Origin of the sequence: Caballeronia zhejiangensis, assembly GCF_000698575.1 — a bacterium.
GTDB lineage: Bacteria > Pseudomonadota > Gammaproteobacteria > Burkholderiales > Burkholderiaceae > Caballeronia > Caballeronia zhejiangensis.
The window spans coordinates 34,775-54,276 of record NZ_JFHD01000009.1 but is presented as its reverse complement, the minus strand read 5'-3'; the positions used below and the strand labels follow the sequence as shown (position 1 = coordinate 54,276).

Here is a 19,502-nt window from a genome sequence, read left to right as displayed (position 1 = left end):
GCGTGCCGGCGGCAGTTGCTCCATAGTAACGACCAGGGTTCGAACCGGGCGCGGCACGCAACGTGCTGTCCCGCCCGTGCATGAGCCCGAAGGAAATCACTTGGGGACCGTGGCGCCCACCGTGATGCAAGAAGGCATTCGATGCACGGTGCATCGCGACAACGCGGCCAGGCAGGCGTCGAAATCCGGCGCCAAGGTGTAATCTGAGTTCCGCCTGAGAGTTCGCGTGATTCGTGACGCGCGGACCAGCTCTTCAGCCAGTTTGGCCCGTGAGCGTGATCGCGATTGATGCCCGCATCCCCGCCACCGCAGGACGACTCTGGAAAAGACGAACGATGGAAAACCATCAAGCTCCTCATGCGTACGCGCCGCGTATCTACTTCATCGATCCCCTGCTCGTCGGCCCGCTCGCGAACTGGCCCGCCCAGTTCGAGCACGCGGCAGGGCTCGGCTTCGATCACGTCCTGATCGGCTCGCCGTTCACGCCGGGCAGCAACGGACATCGCGAGGCGGTCGCCGATCATCATCGGCTGCATTCCGTCTTCGAATCCGATGCGAGCGCATCGGACGGCCTGCGCCAGCTCGCCGACGCCGCGAAAAAGCACAAGCTCACGCTGCTCGTCGATATCGTGATCGACCGCGTGAGCGCCGAAGGCGGGCTTTATCAGGACAACAAGCACTGGTTTCAGCCGTTCGAAAGCGCGGATGCGCGCCTCGATCCGCGCAAGCCGCCGCGTCAGCGCGACGTCGCGTGGGCGAATTTCGCCGATGGCGAGGCCGCGCATCATCTGACCGAATGGTGGGCGCGCGAGCTGAACCTGCTCGCCGATGCGGGCGTGGGCGGGTTTCGCTTCGATGCGCCGGACGCGGTGCCCGCGCATGTGTGGCGCAGGCTCGGCGCGGCGGTGCGCGAAAAGCATCCGGAGACGCGCTGGCTCGCGTGGACCGTCGGCGTCACGCGGCATGATCTGCACGGTCTCGCCGACGCCGGTTTCGACGCCGTGTTCGCATCGACGCGCTGGTGGGACTTCAAGAGCGCGTGGCTCTTCGACGAGCACGCGGCGCTGTCGCGCATCGCACCGCCCATCGCGTTTCCGGAAGATCCGTTCGGCGCGCGGCTCATCAGCGATCTCGCCGATACGAGCGACACCGCGCTCGTCGAACGCGCCTACACGCGCGCGCTCGACACCGCCGCCGCGCTCGGCACCGGCATCATGGTGCCGATGGGCTTCGAATACGGCGTCGCCCTGCCGATGTCGCCGCAATACGGCATCGCGGCGGAATACGAGCGTGCGAAGAGCGAGAAGCGCATCGATCTCACCGCGCGCATCCGGCGTGCGAACGAGTTGCAGCGCAACGTCGGCACGCTCGCGAGCGTCGGCGAACTGCGCGCGCTGACGGGGGCGGGCACGCCCTACGCGGCGCTGATTCGCGCGGATGGCGGCGATCTGCGCCATAGCAGCGACGCCGTGCTCGCCGTCATCAATCCCGATCTCGTCGCGCCCGTGCACGTCGATACGTTGCATCTGCTCGAATCGGTGCCGGGCAACTACACGCGCTTCGCGCTGATCGACGACACGATGGGCAAGCCCGAGCGCCTCGCGCCCTTCACGCTCAAGGCGGGCGAAGTGCGCCTGTATCGCGCGGAAGCCGAGCCGTTCATCCTGCTCGCGCAGCCGCAAGTGAAGCGCGGCGCGAAGGCCGCCGACAAGAAGTCCGTCGCCGAGGCGATCGCCGCGCCGCGCGTGTCGATCGAGAGCGTGACGCCTTCGGTCGATCACGGACGCTTTCCGGCGAAGCGCATCGTCGGCGAGGCGGTGGAGATTCAGGCAGCGATCTTCGCGGAAGGCCACGACAAAATCGCCGCCGCCGTGCAATGGCGCGCCGCCGATGAAACCGAGTGGCACGAAGCGCCGATGACCGCCGTGCAGCCCGCCGGCCTCGATCTGTGGAGCACGCGCGTTCCGCTCGAACGCGTGGGCCGCCATGAATTCGTCGTGATGGCGTGGCGCGACGATTACGCGTCGCTCGTCGATCACATGCAGAAGAAGCTGAAGGCCGGTCAGACGGTGGAGCTCGAAGTCGAGGAAGCGAAGCATCTGTTCGCGCTGATCCTCGCCGAAGTCAAAACCTCCGACGATGCCGACAGCGACAGCGCGCCGCTCGAAGCGATCGTCAAGGAATTCACGAAGGCCGACGACGCGCGCAAGCTCGAACTCGTGCTCGCGAGCGCGACCGCGAAAGCCGTTGCAGCGGCGCGGCATCGTCCGTTCCTGTCGCGCGATCCGGTCGTGTACCGCATCGATTCGGAACGCGCCGCCGCGCGCTTCGCGAGCTGGTACGAGATCTTCCCGCGTTCCATGAGCGACGACGTGAATCGTCACGGCACGTTCATCGACGTGATCGGCAAGCTGCCGCGCATCCGCGAGATGGGCTTCGACGTGCTGTACTTTCCGCCGATCCATCCGATCGGCGTCGCGAACCGCAAGGGCAAGAACAACTCGCTGACCGCGCAGCCGGGCGATGTCGGCAGCCCATATGCGATCGGCGGCAAGGAAGGCGGCCACGACGCGCTGCATCCCGAACTCGGCAATCTCGACGACTTCAAGCGCATGCTCGAAGCCGCGCACGAACACGGGCTCGAGATCGCGCTCGACTTCGCGGTGCAATGCTCGCCGGATCATCCGTGGCTCAAGGAGCATCCGACGTGGTTCGCATGGCGTCCCGACGGCACGCTGCGTTATGCGGAAAATCCGCCGAAGAAGTATCAGGACATCGTGAATCCGGACTTCTACGCGCAGGACGCGAAACCCGATCTGTGGCTCGCGTTGCGCGACGTGTTCCTGCACTGGATCGCGGCGGGCGTGCGAATCTTCCGCGTCGACAATCCGCATACGAAGCCCTTCCCGTTCTGGGAATGGGTGATCGGCGACGTGCGCGCGCGCCATCCCGATGTCATCTTCCTCGCCGAAGCGTTCACGCGGCCGCGCGTGATGAACCGTCTCGCGAAGCTCGGCTTCTCGCAGTCGTACACGTACTTCACCTGGCGCGAGAGCAAGCGCGATTTTCTCGAGTACATGCACGATCTCACGCAGACCGATGCGAAGGAATTCTTCCGCCCGAACTTCTTCGTGAACACGCCGGATATCAATCCGCGCTTCCTGCAAAGCTCCGGACGGCCGGGTTTCGTGATTCGCGCGGCGCTGGCGGCCACGCTATCCGGATTGTGGGGCGTGTATAGCGGCTTCGAGCTGTGCGAATCGGCGGCGCTGCCGAACAGCGAGGAGTATCTCGACTCCGAGAAGTACGAACTGAAGGCGTGGGACTGGAACCGGCCCGGCAACATCGTCACGGAAATCACCGCGCTCAATCGCATCCGCCGCGCGAATCCCGCGTTGCAGACGCATTTGGGCGTCAACTTCCTGCCCGCGCATAACGATCACATCCTGTTCTTCGAAAAGGCGAACGCATCGCGCGACAACGTCGTGCTCGTCGCGATCAACCTCGATCCGTTCAACGAGCAAGGCGCGGATATCGAACTGCCGTGGCAGACGCTCGAACGCTGGGGCGTGCATGAGTGGGACGCGATCGCGGTCGAGGATCAGGTGACGGGCGAGCAATTCGAATGGCGCGGACGGCGCCAGCATGTGCGGCTCAATCCGCATTCGCTGCCATTCGCGATCTGGCGCATATCGCCGACATGGGGTTTGCCGAAGCCGCAGCCTGACGCAGCGTGATTCATCGACGTACGAAAGCACACCAAGAACATTGGAGCGAAACGTGGATACAAGGGTGAAGCGCAACAAGAAGGCGTCGATTCTCAACGACGATCCGCTTTGGTACAAGGACGCGATCATCTATCAGGTTCACATCAAGTCTTTCTTCGATGCGAACAACGACGGCATCGGCGATTTTCCCGGCCTGCTCGCGAAGCTCGACTACATCGCGGAGCTGGGCGTCGATGCGATCTGGCTGCTGCCGTTCTATCCGTCGCCGCGCCGCGACGACGGCTACGACATCGCAGACTATCGAAACGTGCATCCGGACTACGGCACGATCGCGGACGTCAAGCGCTTCATTCAGGAAGCGCACGCGCGCGGCATACGCGTGATCACCGAACTGGTCATCAATCACACGTCGGATCAGCATCCGTGGTTTCAGCGCGCGCGTCATGCGAAGCCGGGATCGAATCATCGCAACTACTACGTGTGGTCCGACACGGACAAGAAGTACGAAGAGACGCGCATCATCTTCATCGACTCGGAACCTTCGAACTGGACGCACGATCCGGTCGCGGGCCAGTATTACTGGCATCGCTTCTACGCGCATCAGCCCGACCTGAACTTCGATAACCCGGCGGTCATCAAGGAAGTGCTCTCCGTGATGCGCTTCTGGCTCGACATGGGCATCGACGGGCTGCGGCTGGACGCGGTGCCGTATCTCGTCGAGCGCGAAGGCACGAACAACGAGAATCTGCCCGAGACGCACCAGATCCTCAAAAAGATTCGCGCCACCATCGACGCGGAGTATCCGAACCGCATGCTGCTCGCGGAAGCGAACCAGTGGCCGGAAGACGTGAAGGAATACTTCGGCGACGAAGACGAATGCCACATGGCGTTTCACTTCCCGCTGATGCCGCGCATCTATATGTCGATCGCGAGCGAGGATCGCTTTCCGATCACGGACATCATGCGGCAGACGCCGGACCTCGCCGAAACCAATCAATGGGCGATCTTCCTGCGCAATCACGATGAACTCACGCTCGAAATGGTCACCGACTCCGAGCGCGACTACTTGTGGAACACATATGCGAGCGATCGCCGCGCGCGCCTGAACCTCGGCATTCGCCGCCGTCTCGCGCCGCTGATGGAACGCGACCGGCGCCGCATCGAGCTCATCAATTCGCTGCTGCTGTCGATGCCCGGCACGCCCGTGATCTATTACGGCGACGAGCTCGGCATGGGCGACAACATCCACTTGGGCGATCGCGACGGCGTGCGCACGCCGATGCAATGGTCGTCCGACCGCAACGGCGGTTTCTCGCGCGCCGATCCCGAGCAACTCGTGCTGCCGCCCGTGATGGGCTCGCTCTACGGCTATGACGCGGTGAACGTCGAATCGCAAAGCCGCGATCCGCATTCGCTGCTGAACTGGACGCGCAAGATGCTCGCGGTGCGCCGCTCGAAGCATGCGTTCGGCCGCGGCACGATCCGCTTCTTGCGGCCCGCGAATCGCAAGATCCTCGCGTATCTGCGCGAACTCGAAGGCGAGCCGCCGATCCTGTGCGTCGCGAATCTTTCGCGTGCGCCGCAAGCGGTGGAGCTGGATCTGTCGGAATTCGACGGCTCCGTGCCGCTCGAAATGACCGCCGATTCGCCGTTCCCGGCTATCGGCAAGCTCACGTATCTGCTCACGTTCCCGCCCTACGGCTTCCTGTGGTTCCAGCTTTGCCCGGGCAACATGCGGCCCGCGTGGGCGCAGGCGCCGTCCGAGCAATTGCCCGAGTTCGTCACGATGGTGATTCGCGCCGGCCAGACCGGCCCGACGCCGGAAAACGTCCGGCTGCTCGAATCGGAAGTGCTGCCGAACTATCTGAGCAAGCGCCGCTGGTTCGCATCGAAGGATCAGAAGCTGCATGCGGTGCGCCTCGCCGCGCTGACCACGATCGAAGGCGCGGGCTTCGCGTTCACCGAGATCGAAGCCGATGTCGGCGATCATTGCGAGCGCTACGTGTTGCCGCTGTCGATCGCGTGGGGCACGGAGACGACGTCGCCGCTCTACATGCAGCTCGCGCTCGCGCGCGTGCGGCGCAACCGCAACATCGGGCATTTGACCGATGCGTTCTCGGTGCCGCAATTCACCTATGGCGTGATCCGCAAGCTCAAGGAGCGCGCGGTCGTGCCGACGGTGCAAAAGAGCGAGATCCGCTTCATTCCGACCGAGCTCTTCGACACGCTCAATCTCTATCCCGCCGATCCGCCCGAGATCCGCTGGCTCGCCGCCGAACAGAGCAACAGCTCGCTCGTGATCGGCGACAAGATCGTGCTCAAGCTCGTGCGTCGCGTCGTGGGCGGCATTCACCCCGAAGCGGAAATGAGCCGCTATCTGACGCAACTCGGCTACGCGAACACCGGCCCGCTCTACGGCGAAGTCGTGCGCGTCGATCCGCAGGGCGTGCCGCATACGCTCATCATCCTGCAGGGTTACATCGACAATCAGGGCGATGCGTGGAACTACGCGCTCGACTATCTGCGCCGCACCGTCGATGAGCTCGCGGTCGCGGTCGAATCCGAAGAGCACGCGCAGGAACGCGACGCGCAGGCGGAAGGTTTAGCGGGCTACGGCAACATCGCGGGCATCATCGGCAAGCGGCTGGGCGAACTGCACGTCGCGCTCGCATCGCCGACGGAAGACGAAGCGTTCTCGCCGCAGCGCGCATCGGCCGAGGACGTCGAGGGCTGGATCGACGGCACGCTGAAGCTGCTCGAATCGGCGCTCGACATCCTCGCGCAGAAGATCGGCGAATTCAACGAGCACGACCGTTTCCTCGCGCAAAGTCTGCTCGACCGGCGTGAACTGCTCGTCGATACGGTCAAGAAGCTCGTCGCGCCCGATGCCGATGCGTTGTGCATCCGCATCCACGGCGATTTCCACCTGGGCCAGGTGCTGATGGCGCAAGGCGATGCGTATCTCATCGACTTCGAAGGCGAGCCCGCGCGACCGCTCGACGAACGCCGCAAAAAGACGAGTCCGCTGCGCGACGTCGCGGGCCTGTTGCGTTCGCTGTCGTATGCGAGCGCGGCAGCGCAATCGACGACGGAAAACGCGCCCGCGCAGACGGCGGATCGCAAGCGGGCGCTCTTCGAACGCCTGCGCGCGTTCGCCGAGGAGAGCTTTTTGCGGGAGTACACCGGGGCGATCGCCACGTCGCCCGAAACGATCGCGGCCGAAGACGTGTTTCAGCCGTTGCTCGATCTTTTCCTGATCGAGAAGGCCGCTTACGAAATCCGCTACGAAGCAGCGAACCGGCCGACCTGGATCGGCCTTCCGTTGCGGGGTCTCGCGTCGCTCGCGAGCCGCCTGCTGGGAGATACGGGCGAGCCGCCCGCTCCGGGCACGCGACCCGTATTCGGAGCCAACAAGGACAATCCGGATGGAACTCACCATGAACACTCGTAGCGATCCGGCGGATACCAGGAACCCCGCGCACGGCCTCAATCCGCTCGATATCGACGCACTCGTCGAGGCCCGGCATCCCGATGCCTTCTCGATGCTCGGCCTGCACGAAACCGATCTGGGGCACGTCGTGCGCGTGTTCCTGCCGGGCGCATCGTCAGTGAGCGTCGCGGATGCGGGCAACGGCGAGCATCTCGGCTCGCTCGCGCGCATCCACGATGCGGGGCTTTACGCGGGCTTCGTCACGAGGCCGGCGGCGTATCGCCTGAAGATCGACTGGCACGGCACGCCGCAGGAAACGCACGACACGTATTCGTTCGGCCCTGTGCTCAGCGACGAATGGCTCGACCGTCTCTCGCAAGCCGATCCGTATGCGGTGCTCGAATGCCTCGGCTCGCGGCCCATCACGCATGGCGGCGTCGCGGGCGTGCGCTTCGCGGTGTGGGCGCCGAATGCGCGGCGCGTCTCGGTGGTCGGCGACTTCAACACATGGGATGGGCGGCGCCATCCGATGCGCCTGCGTCACAACGCAGGCGTGTGGGAGCTGTTCATTCCGGGCATCGGCGCGGGCACGCGTTACAAGTACGAGATCGTCACGCGCGACGGTCATACGCTGCCGCTCAAGGCCGATCCGTGCGCGATGCAGAGCGAGAAGCCGCCGTCGACGGCATCGGTCGTCGCGGATGCCGATGCGATCGATCATTACGCATGGACCGACGCCGAGTGGATGAACACGCGCGGCGACAAGCAGACGCCGCAATCGCCGATCACCATATACGAGGCGCATGCCGAGTCGTGGCTGCGCGTGCCGGAGGAAGACAATCGCGGCATGAACTGGCACGAGCTGGCCGAGCGTCTGATTCCGTATGCGAAGGGCATGGGCTTCACGCACCTCGAATTCATGCCGATCGCGGAGCATCCGTTCGGCGGTTCGTGGGGTTATCAGCCGCTCGGGCAGTTCGCGCCGTCCGCGCGCTTCGGCACGCCGGAGCAGTTCGCGGAGTTCGTGAATCGCGCGCACGAGGCGGGGCTCGGCGTCATCATCGACTGGGTGCCGGCGCATTTTCCGAACGACGCGCACGGTCTCGTGCAGTTCGACGGCACGCCTTTGTACGAGCACGCGGACCCGCGCGAGGGTTATCACCAGGACTGGAACACGATGATCTACAACCTCGGCCGCAACGAGGTGAGCGCGTTCCTGATCGCATCGGGGCTGGCGTGGCTGAAGCGCTATCACGTCGATGGCTTGCGTGTCGATGCGGTTGCGTCGATGCTGTATCGCGACTATTCGCGCAAGGCCGGCGAGTGGGTGCCGAACATTTACGGCGGGCGAGAGAATCTCGAATCGATTGCGTTCCTGAAGCGGCTGAATCATGAAGTGCGGCAGATTCCGGGCGCGATCACGGTTGCGGAGGAATCGACTGCATGGCCGGGCGTGACGGCGAATGTCGAGAGCGGCGGACTCGGCTTCGACTTCAAGTGGAACATGGGCTGGATGCACGACACGCTGCACTACATGCAGGAAGATCCGGTGTATCGGCAGTATCACCATCATCTGTACACGTTCGGGATGGTGTATGCGTATTCCGAGCGCTTCGTCTTGCCTTTGTCGCACGATGAAGTCGTGCATGGCAAGGGGTCTTTGATCAACAAGATGCCGGGCGACCGATGGCAGAAGTTCGCCAATCTGCGCGCTTACTTTGGCTTCATGTGGACGCATCCGGGCAAGAAGCTGTTGTTCATGGGCGGCGAGTTCGGCCAGTTCGCGGAGTTCAATCACGATGAATCGCCGCATTGGCATCTGCTCGATGATTCGATGCATGGCGGGTTGCAGAAGCTCGTGCGCGATCTGAATCATCTCTATACGAGCGAGCCGGCGTTGCACAAGCTGGATAGCGATTCGCGCGGCTTCGAATGGCTCGTCGGGGATGACAACGCGAATAGCGTTTATGCGTATCGGCGTACGGATGCCGAAGGGCGCGATGTCGTCGTGGTGTGCAATATGACGCCGGTGCCTCGTCTGGCTTATCGGATCGGGTTGCCGCGGCGCGGGCGGTGGAGCGAAGTGTTCAACTCCGATGCTTCCATTTATGGCGGGTCGAATATGGGGAATGGCGGGGTGATTCATACGGATGACTATCCGAGTCATGGGAGGGAGCAGTCGGCGGCGTTGACATTACCGCCGTTGGCGACCATCGTGTTGCGGGCCGATTGATGGTCTTTTTTTTCGCCGGATCCCGTAATCGCGTCGGTCTATCAGCGTTGCCCCGCACAGGGCAGTGCTGATAGACCACTAAGAAACCGGGATTCCATAGAAGCGCAAGCAATACGAAGAACAAGAGCAGGAAACAGAAAAGGCAGAAAAACCCCAAAAGGATGCGCCAACATGGCAAATGCACTCCCCGACAAGTTGCTCCCGGGCGCGCCCTACCCGCTCGGAGCCAACTGGGACGGTCTGGGCGTCAACTTCGCGGTGTTCTCATCGAATGCTCATCGCATCGAGGTATGTCTCTTCGACAGCACCGGCCGCAAGGAACTGATGCGCTTCGACCTGCCCGAGTGCACCGACGAAATCTGGCACGGCTATCTCCCCGGCGCGCACCCCGGCACCGTCTACGGCTTTCGCGCGCATGGCCCGTATCAGCCGCAGCAAGGTCATCGCTTCAATCCCCACAAGCTGCTGCTCGATCCCTACGCGAAAAAGCTCGTCGGCCCCTGGCGATGGTCCGACGCCCTCTTCGGCTATCGCGTGCATTCGAATCGCCTCGACATGTCGATGGATCGCCGCGACTCCGCACCCGCGATGCCCAAATGCATCGTCACCGACGACGCCTTCGACTGGTCGCGCGACGTGCGCCCCGACACGCCCTGGGGCGAAACCATCGTCTACGAAACGCACGTGCGCGGTGCATCGATGATGCGCCACGACATCCGCCAGCACGAACGCGGCACCTTCGCCGCGCTATCGTCGCCTTGGTTCATCGAGCACTTGCAGAAGCTCGGCATCACCGCCGTCGAATTTCTTCCGGTGCACGCGTTTCTCAACGACCGCTTTCTCGTCGAACGCAGTCTCAGGAATTACTGGGGCTACAACACCGCCGCGTTCTTCGCGCCAGAGCCTTCCTATCTGTCGACGCATCGGCTCAACGAAATGCGTATCGCCGTACGTCAACTGCACGCGGCGGGCATCGAAGTGATTCTCGACGTCGTCTATAACCACACTTGCGAAGGCAACGAACTCGGCCCGACCGTCTCGTGGCGCGGCCTCGACAACGCAAGCTACTACCGCCTCATTCCCGGCGACGAACGTCACTACATCAACGAAACCGGCTGCGGCAATACGGTGAATCTGTCGCATCCGCGCGTCTTGCAGATGGTGATGGACTCGCTGCGCTACTGGTGCACGGCGTTCAACATCGACGGCTTCCGCTTCGATCTCGGCGTCACGCTCGGCCGCGAAGGCCACGGCTTCGATCCCGGCTCGGGCTTCTTCGATGCCGTGCGCCAGGATCCCGTTCTCTCCACGCGCAAGCTCATCTCCGAGCCGTGGGATATCGGGCCGGACGGCTATCAGGTCGGCAATCATCCGCCGGGCTTCGCGGAATGGAACGACAAGTATCGCGATGGCGTCCGGCGTTTCTGGCGCGGCGATGCCGGCATGCGCCCCGATCTCGCCGCGCGTCTCACCGGCTCGGCGGAACTTTTCAACCGGCGCTTCAGGAAACCATGGGCGTCGGTGAACTTCGTCGCGTCGCACGACGGCTTCACGCTTGCGGACGTCACCGCGTATTCGCACAAGCACAACGAAGCGAATCAGGAAGGCAACAACGACGGCCACAACGAGAATTGCAGCGCGAACTGGGGCATCGAAGGTCCGACCGACGATCCCGCGATTCTCGAAGTGCGCGCGCGTCTCGCCCGCTCGATGATCGCGACGACGCTGCTCTCGCTCGGCACGCCGATGCTTCTCGGCGGCGACGAATTCGGCCGCACGCAGCAGGGCAACAACAATGCCTATTGCCAGGACAACGAGATTTCGTGGATCGACTGGGACGCGGCGCAAAGGCCCGCCGGCGTCGAGATGACGGAGTTCGTCGCGAAAGTTATTGCACTGCGCAAAAACTACCCGGTGTTGCGCGAAACGCGCTTCCTTTACGGCGACCGCGAAGTGCTGCCGGGACTCTACGATGTCAGTTGGTTCGATGAACGCGGCAACGCGCTCGCGATCGAAGCATGGCAGGATCCGGAAGGCCGCGCGCTCACGCTGCGGCGCGCGGGCCCGGGCGTCGACGGTGAAATCGACGTGCTGCTGCTCATGTTCAATGCATCGTCGCAAAGGCTCGTGTTCACACCGCCCGCGCCGCACTTGGAATGGAACGTGCTCCTGGATAGCGCGGAGCCCGATTCGGTGACGCGGCCTCTCGTCGGCAACGAGTTGGAAGTGGCCGCGCACAGCGTCGTGGTGATGCTGGCCGAGCCGACCGGCGATGCCGACTGGCAAGCGGTCTGGATGGCGGGCGCGCATCAGGGGCCGCGTCTTCTGACGGCATTGCCGCCCGATCCGGGCACGATGCCCTCGCATCGCGATTCCGAGATCGATTCGCCTCACTGACGCACAACCCATACGCAGTCCACCGCAGCATTAGAGGCAGGAAATCATGTCCGAACGTCCGATCGATCCGCACAAGCATCAATATGCGTATTGCCTTCCTTTCGGCGCTCATCTAACGGGCGCCGCACGCGACAATCCGCGCACGCGCTTTCGTTTCTGGGCGCCATCGCGCGATGCCGTGCAAGTGGAAATCCTGCGCGCGGGCGGCACGCCCGAACGCGTCGACATGCAGCCGACCGGCGACGGTTGGTTCGAAGCCGAAGCCGATGGCGGCGCGGGCACGCTGTATCGCTATCGGCTCGACGAGGACCTCGCCGTGCCCGATCCCGCCTCGCGCTATCAGCCGCAGGACGTGCATGGACCGAGCGAAGTCATCGACCCGCGCGCGTATCGATGGACGCACACGAACTGGCACGGCCGGCCGTGGGAAGAAACCGTGCTTTACGAACTGCACGTCGGCGCGATGGGCGGTTTCGCGGGCGTCACCGCGCGCCTGCCCGAACTCGCGCAACTCGGCGTGACGGCCATCGAGCTGATGCCGCTCAACGATTTCTCCGGCACGCGCAACTGGGGCTACGACGGCGTGTTGCCCTACGCGCCTGACTCGGCGTATGGCCGTCCCGAAGATCTGAAGAGGCTCGTCGACACCGCGCACGGTCTCGGCCTGATGGTCTTTCTCGATGTCGTCTACAACCACTTCGGACCGGACGGCAATTATCTGCACGCGTATGCGAAAACCTTCTTCCGCGAAGGCGTGAACACGCCGTGGGGCCCGGCGATCGACTTCGAGCGCCCGCAAGTGCGCGACTTTTTCTTCGACAATGCCCTGTACTGGCTCAACGAATATCGTTTCGATGGCCTGCGCCTCGACGCGGTGCACGCGATCAACGATGACGAATGGCTGCGCGAACTGGCGCATCGCATCCGCAGTTCCGTCGAGGCGGGGCGTCATGTGCATCTCGTGCTCGAGAACGAGCACAACACGGCGAATCTGCTGGAAACGCATTTCGACGCGCAATGGAACGACGACGCGCACAACACGCTGCACGTTCTGCTGACCGGCGAGGACGAGAGCTACTACGGCGCGTATTCCGACAAGCCGATCGAAAAGCTCGCGCGCATTCTCAGCGAAGGTTTCGCGTATCAGGGCGATCCGTCGCCGATTCATGACGGCAAGCCGCGCGGCGAACCGAGCGCGCATCTGCCGCCCACGCGCTTCGTCGCGTTCCTGCAGAACCACGATCAGATCGGCAATCGCGCGATGGGCGATCGCCTGCGCGCATTGACCGACGACGAATCGCTCTTCGCCGCAACCGGCCTTCTGCTGCTTTCGCCGCAGATTCCGCTGCTTTTCATGGAAGAGCAATACGGATCGAGGCAGCCGTTCCTCTTCTTCACCGACTATCACGATCAACTCGCCGATGCGGTGCGCGAAGGCCGTCGCAAGGAATTCGCGAAGTTCTCCGCATTCACCGACGAAAAGCGCCGCGCGCAGATTCCCGATCCGAACGACGAGAAAACGCTCGACATGTCCTCGCCGAAGATCAGCGACAAGCAGGACGAAGAAGACCGGCTCGAATGGCTGCACTTCTATCGATCGGCGTTGACGGTGCGCGCGAAGCTCATCACGCCGCGTCTGAAGGGCGCCAAAGCGCTCGGCGCGGACGTGCTCGGCGACAAGGCGCTCGTCGCGCGCTGGAAGCTCGGCGACGGCGAAACGCTCTCCATCGCGCTCAATCTCGGCGACGCGGCTGTCGCGCTCGACAAGCAGCCGCCGGGCAAGATCATCTTCGAGACCCCGGCGCGCGCGCAGGATCGCGTGCGTAACGGCGAACTCGGCGCCCGCACGTTCATCGCGTGGATCACCGGCGAAGTGAACGAATATGCGATTGCGCACGACGCGCGCCGCTTCGAACCGGCATCCGCGGAAGGAAAAGTCTCGTGAACGCCGCCGCGACGAAAACGACCCAGACGGGCGCCACGCGTTCCGTGAGCAGCATCGAGGCGCTCGCGGAGCGCGCGGGCTTCGAGATCGAATGGCAGGACGCGCACAAGAACACGCAGCGCGTGCCTGAAACGACGCTGCGCATTCTGCTCGAAAAGCTCGGCCTGCCGTGTGGCAACGCCACGCAGATCAAGCAGAGCATGAACGCCGTCGATGCCGAAATGAGCGGCCGCAAGCTGCCGCCGCTCATCACGGCCGAAGTGGATCGCGGCATCGCGCTGCCGGTGTCGGCGGCGAAACAGGGCGCGCGCTATCGCATCGAACTGGAAAGCGGCGAAGTGATCGACGGGCGCTTCACGTCGCCGAAGGGCGAGACCGCGCTGCTCTCGCCGATCGCGGAGCCGGGCTATCACACGCTCGTCATCAACGACCATCGCACGACGCTCGCGGTCGCGCCCGCGCGCTGCTACACCATCGACGATGCGTGGCGCACGCTGCACGAAGATGCGGCGAAGGCGCCGCCGCTGTGGGGCGTCGCGGCGCAAGTGTATGGCTTGCGGCGTGACGGCGACGGCGGCATCGGCGATTTCACCGCGCTCGCATCGCTCGCGACGCAAACTGCGAAGCGCGGCGGACATGCCGTCGCGATCAGCCCGATGCACGCGATGTTCAGCGCCGAGCCGAACAAGTTCAGCCCGTATTCGCCGTCGTCGCGGCTCTTTCTCAACATCGCGCACGTCGATCCTGCCGCGGTGCTCGGTGCGCCTGCCGCGCGCGCCGCGATCGACAAAGCGGGCGTCGCGAAGGAACTCGCCGAACTCGAAGGACTGACGCTGATCGACTGGCCGCGCGCATCGAAAGCGCGCCTCGCGATTCTGCGCGCCCTCTTCGACGCGTTTTCCGAAGATCGCGATTCGCCCTTCGCGAAAGACTTCGCCGCATTCGTCGAGGAAGGCGGACGTCCGCTCGAAGACCATGCGCGCTTCGAAGCGCTGCAGGCCGCGCAGATCGCGCAAAACGGCGAAGGTCACTGGCGCAACTGGCCCGAAGCGTTGCGCGATCCGCGCAGCGACGCGGTGACGGAATTCGCCGATGCGCATCGCCGCGAGGTCGATTTTTATCTCTTCACGCAATGGCTTGCCGCGAAGGGACTCCTGCACGCGCAACACGCCGCGCGCGATGCGGGCATGGCGGTCGGGCTCGTCGCGGATCTCGCCGTCGGTTGCGACAGCGCGGGCAGCCACGCATGGTCGTATCGCGATGAAATGCTCACGGGCGTGTCGGTCGGCGCGCCGCCGGATCTATTCAACCAGGCCGGGCAATCGTGGGGACTCACGACGTTCTCGCCGCGCGCGATGCGTACGCAAGGCTTCGCCGCGTTCATCGACATGCTGCGTTGCGCGTTCAAATGCGCGGGCGGCATCCGCATCGATCACATACTCGGCTTGCGCCGGCTGTGGCTCGTGCCCGAAGGCGAAAGCGCGAAGGACGGCGCGTATCTGCGCTATCCGCTCGAGGACATGCTGCGGCTGATCGCGCTCGAATCGTGGCGGCATCGCGCGATCGTCGTCGGCGAGGATCTCGGCACCGTGCCGCCCGGCTTTACCGAGCGCTTGCAGGAGCACGGCTTGCTTGGCATTCGTGTGCTGTGGTTCGAGCGCGAAGTGGACGGGCCGGGCTTCAAACCGCCGCGCGAATGGGACAGCGGCGTCACCGCGACGACGACGACGCACGATCTGCCGACCGTCACCGGATGGTGGCGCGGCGAGGACATCGTGTGGCGCTCGAAGATCGGCCAGACGATGGCGCGCGCCGATGGTCGCGATGCCGTCGAAGCCGCGCTCGAGGAACGCGGCGAAGATCGCGCGCATCTGTGGCGCGCGTTTCAGGACGCGGGCATCGCACCGGATGACGTGGAGGCGCCCGATATCGACAATGCGCCCGTCGACGAGGCGCTCGCCTTCGTCGCCGCGACGCCCGCGCCGCTCGTCACCTATCCGCTCGAAGATTTGCTCGCGCTCGTGGAGCAGCCGAATCTGCCCGGCTCCATCGACGAGCATCCGAACTGGAGAAGGCGCATCACGCGGCCCGTCGACGAACTGTTTCTCGACGATGCCTTCGCCGATCGCCTGCTCGCCGTCGATGCCGCGCGCAAGCGTTCCGCGCAACCGAACGAACCCAAATCGAAACCCGAATCACCATGACCGTACCGCGTTCCACGCTCAGGCTTCAGCTTCACAAGGGCTTCACTTTCGACGATGCCGCCGCGCTCGTGGACTACTTCGCGCTGCTCGGCGTGAGTCACGCGTACGTCTCGCCGATCACGACCGCGACCGCCGGCTCCACGCACGGCTACGACGTCGTGGACTACACGGCGGTCAATCCCGAACTGGGCGGCGAGGACGGCCTGCGGCGCTTCGTCGAGAAGCTGCGCGCGCACGAGATGGGACTGATCGTCGATATCGTGCCGAATCACATGGGCGTGGGCGGCTCGGAGAACGCGTGGTGGCAGGACATCCTCGAATGGGGACGGCATGCCGCGCATGCGCGCTTCTTCGACGTCGACTGGCATTCGCCCGATCCCGCCTTGCGCGGCAAGGTGCTCGCGCCGTTTCTCGGCGCGTCTTACGGCGACGAGTTGCAGGGCGGCAAGATCAAGCTCGCGTATCGCGCGGATGAAGGGCGCTTCGTCATCGAGTATTACTCGAACGTGTTTCCAGTCTGTCCGGTCGATTACCCCGCCGTGTTCCAGGAAGCGCCCGAGCTCGCGCAACGCTTCGTCGGCCTGACGACGCAGCCCGCCGATCAGCCGCGCGCCGCCGATGCGCGCACCGCGCTCATCACCATCGCGCAGACGGAAGGCGGCCAGGCCGCGATCGAGGCGATTCTCGCGGCGCACTCGCCAGATACGTCGGCGGGTCGCGACCGGCTGCATCGGCTGCTGGAGCGCCAGCATTATCGGCTGGCATGGTGGCGCACCGCCGCGGACGAAGTGAACTGGCGGCGTTTCTTCGATGTGAGCACGCTCGGCGGCGTGCGCGTCGAGCGGCCTGAAGTGTTCGAGGCATCGCATGCGCTCGTGTTCCGGCTCTTCACCGAAGGTCTGATCGATGGTGTGCGCGTCGATCACGTCGATGGTCTCGCCGAACCGCGCGAGTATTGCCAGCGCCTGCGCGCGCGGCTCGAAGAGTTGGCGGCGGAACGGCCCGAGGCGTTGCGGCATGGCAATGGGCGCACGTATTTCGTCGTCGAAAAGATTCTTGCGCGCGGCGAGCCGTTGCGCCGCGACTGGCAGGTCGATGGCACGACCGGTTACGACTTCATGAACGATGTCGGCGCGCTGCTGCACGATCCGGCGGGCGCGGAGCCGCTTGCCGCGCTTTGGGCCGAGATCACGGGCAAGAGCGCATGCTTCGCCGACGAAGCGCTCGCCGCGCGCCGCAAGATACTCGCGGAGAATCTTGCGGCGGAACTGGATCGCGTGACGCGCGCGCTGCATCGCATTGCACGCGATGCGCAGACCACGCGCGATTTCACATTCACGTCGATACGGCGCGCGGTCGCGGAACTCGTCGTGCAGTTTCCGGTGTATCGCATCTATCCCGTGGGCGGCGTGCGCAGCCCCGATGACGAGCACTTTTTCGCGCAGGCGCTCGAAGCCGCGCGCGCGGTGCTCGCGCGTGCGGACCATGTGGTGCTGGATCAGGTCGCGCAATGGCTCGGCGGCAAGCTGCCCGATGAACTGCCGCAGCCCGAGCGTGGCGAACGCAACGACCGTCCCGAACGCGGCCGGGATCGCGCGGCGGAGCGCAATCGCGAACGTGAGCGCGATCGCAATCAGGCGCAGGCGGGGCCGAATCCCCCGTCGTCGAGCGGCTCGCAGCGTCGCGCGGCGCAGACGCTGTTCTCGCAGCTGACATCGCCCGTGGCGGCGAAGGCGGTCGAGGATACGGCGTGTTATCGCTACGGACGGCTGATTTCGCGCAACGAAGTGGGCGCCGATCCGGGCGAGTTCGCGTTGTCCGTCGATGCGTTTCACGCGGGCAATCGCGAACGCCTCGATGCGTTTCCGCACGCGATGCTTTGCACGGCGACGCACGATCACAAGCGTGGCGAGGACGTGCGCGCGCGCATCGCTGCATTGAGCGAAATTCCCGACGAATGGGCCGCGACGCTCAGGCAATGGTCGACGTTGAACACACCATTGCGACGCGGCCCGAGCGGCGGACATGGCGAAACCACCGGTATCGACGACTGGGCGCCGGGGCCGGCGGCGGAAGCGATGCTGTATCAGACGCTCGTCGGATGCTGGCCGACCACACTCGCGCCCGATGACGAAGCGGGCGTTCGCGAACTCGCCGAACGTGTCGCCGGATGGCAACTGAAGGCGCTGCGCGAGTCGAAGACGCGCACGAGCTGGTTTGCACCCGACGAAGCGTATGAGAACGCGTGCAGGGACTTTCTGTTCGATATCGTCGCGCCGCAGCGCCGCGATGGCTTTCTGCGTGAGCTATCGGCGTTCATCACGCGGCTCGGACCGCTCGGCGCGATCAACAGCTTTCAGCAAACGCTTTTGCGGCTCACGTCGCCGGGCGTGCCGGACCTTTATCAGGGCACGGAGTTGTGGGATTTCAGTCTTGTCGATCCGGACAATCGTCGGCCTGTCGATTATGAGTTGCGTCGCAAGTGGCTTCTCGAGATCGAAGAGCAAGGGCCGCCTTCGGAGCAATTGGCGAACTGGCGCGATGGGCGCGTCAAGCTTGCAATGGTGCGGCGGGCTTTGGCATTGCGCAAGCATTGCGAGTCGTTGTTTGCGCAGGGCGAGTATTTGCCGCTCGAGGTCGAGGGCGAGCATGCGGGGCGCGTGATTGCGTATGCGCGGCATGCGGGGAGCGCGTTTGCTGTCGTTGTTGCGACGCGGCTTGCAGCGCCGCTGCTGGACGTCGGGCGCGACGTGCCGCTTGTCGAGGCCGAGCGTTGGGGCGATACCGCCATCGTGTTGCCAGAAGCGCTGCATTCAAGGGCTTTGTTTGACTGGCTCAGTCCTAGTGCGCCTAAAGCCGATGGGGCGAGGTTGTTTTTGCGCGATGCGCTTGGGGTTATGCCGGTGGCTTTGCTTGTTGAGGAAGGGGTGCCTAAGGCTTAGGTTTCTGCTTTTCGCTTTCGCTTGTTGCTTTCGCTTTTTCTTTTGCTTTCGCTCTTGCTTTCGCTTGTCGCCGGATCCCGGTTTCGCGTCGGTCTATTAGCACTGCCCCTGTGCGGGGCGGCACTCACTTTCTTTGCTGCTGCAAAGAAAGTAAGCAAAGAAAGCAGCTCGTTAAGCCCGCGGTCACACGCAATTTGGGTAGTCCTCTCGTCCACGGTGGCACTCGCCTAAAGAGTGCCCTCATCACAATAACGGGGCTTGGATCGCGCGCGGTCCGCCGCCCGAAAACGCTGAGGACACTGGTTCAGCACGAAATGGCTTCGGCACAGCGCTACGCGCTGCCGCCAGGTATGCAAGGGAAACCAACGTGCGGCACTTGCGGTGAGATGGAGACGTTAGTAGACAAGCACATGCATCCCCGATTGACCCATCGGCCGCGAAGCGGGCCGGAGCTATTTGGTGCTGAACCACCTCGTTGTGTGGTGCGATGTGACAGACCGTGCGCGAGCCAAGCCCGATTGTGATGAGGGCACTCTTTAGGCAGCCCACGATGGACGAGAGGACTACCCAAATTGCGTGTGACCGCGGGCGTATCGGGAGCTGCTTTCTTTGGTTACTTTCTT

The 19,502-nt window shown here is 64.1% G+C and carries 7 protein-coding genes; all 7 read left to right on the top strand.

Annotated elements, in window-relative coordinates; genetic code table 11:
* Positions 1 to 335: 335 nt before the first annotated feature.
* The 7 genes from BG60_RS14250 (at position 336) to treY (ending at position 18,879) form a co-directional block, all read left to right on the top strand.
* Positions 336 to 3,737 (top strand): maltotransferase domain-containing protein, encoded by a 3,402-nt coding sequence (locus BG60_RS14250; RefSeq protein WP_008354011.1) that lies wholly within the window; start codon positions 336 to 338, stop codon positions 3,735 to 3,737.
* Between the two features lie 31 nt (positions 3,738 to 3,768).
* Positions 3,769 to 7,179, top strand: coding sequence for a maltose alpha-D-glucosyltransferase (gene treS / locus BG60_RS14245; RefSeq protein WP_051079077.1), 3,411 nt, complete (start codon positions 3,769 to 3,771; stop codon positions 7,177 to 7,179).
* Complete coding sequence (glgB, locus tag BG60_RS14240) at positions 7,166 to 9,391, top strand: 1,4-alpha-glucan branching protein GlgB (RefSeq protein ID WP_008354013.1); 2,226 nt, start codon at positions 7,166 to 7,168, stop codon at positions 9,389 to 9,391. The genes treS and glgB overlap by 14 nt, the downstream gene beginning before the upstream one ends.
* A gap of 171 nt (positions 9,392 to 9,562) precedes the next feature.
* Positions 9,563 to 11,788, top strand: coding sequence for a glycogen debranching protein GlgX (glgX, locus tag BG60_RS14235; protein WP_008354015.1), 2,226 nt, complete (start codon positions 9,563 to 9,565; stop codon positions 11,786 to 11,788).
* Positions 11,789 to 11,834: 46 nt separating this feature from the next.
* On the top strand, positions 11,835 to 13,733 hold the full coding sequence (gene treZ, locus BG60_RS14230) for a malto-oligosyltrehalose trehalohydrolase (RefSeq protein ID WP_008354017.1): 1,899 nt from the start codon (positions 11,835 to 11,837) through the stop codon (positions 13,731 to 13,733).
* The gene (gene malQ / locus BG60_RS14225; RefSeq protein WP_008354018.1) at positions 13,730 to 15,937 is read left to right on the top strand and encodes a 4-alpha-glucanotransferase; all 2,208 of its coding nucleotides are present in this window, start codon (positions 13,730 to 13,732) and stop codon (positions 15,935 to 15,937) included. The genes treZ and malQ overlap by 4 nt, the downstream gene beginning before the upstream one ends.
* Positions 15,934 to 18,879, top strand: coding sequence for a malto-oligosyltrehalose synthase (treY, locus tag BG60_RS14220; RefSeq protein ID WP_008354019.1), 2,946 nt, complete (start codon positions 15,934 to 15,936; stop codon positions 18,877 to 18,879). Before malQ ends, treY begins: the two co-directional genes overlap by 4 nt.
* Positions 18,880 to 19,502: the final 623 nt, after the last annotated feature.

Excerpts from the sequence above, each read along its gene's own strand:
- treY (WP_008354019.1), top strand. The coding sequence starts at position 15,934 with ATGACCGTACCGCGTTCCACGCTCAGGCTTCAGCTTCACAAGGGCTTC.
- glgB (WP_008354013.1), top strand. The coding sequence starts at position 7,166 with ATGAACACTCGTAGCGATCCGGCGGATACCAGGAACCCCGCGCACGGC.
- BG60_RS14250 (WP_008354011.1), top strand. The coding sequence starts at position 336 with ATGGAAAACCATCAAGCTCCTCATGCGTACGCGCCGCGTATCTACTTC.
- glgX (WP_008354015.1), top strand. The coding sequence starts at position 9,563 with ATGGCAAATGCACTCCCCGACAAGTTGCTCCCGGGCGCGCCCTACCCG.
- treZ (WP_008354017.1), top strand. The coding sequence starts at position 11,835 with ATGTCCGAACGTCCGATCGATCCGCACAAGCATCAATATGCGTATTGC.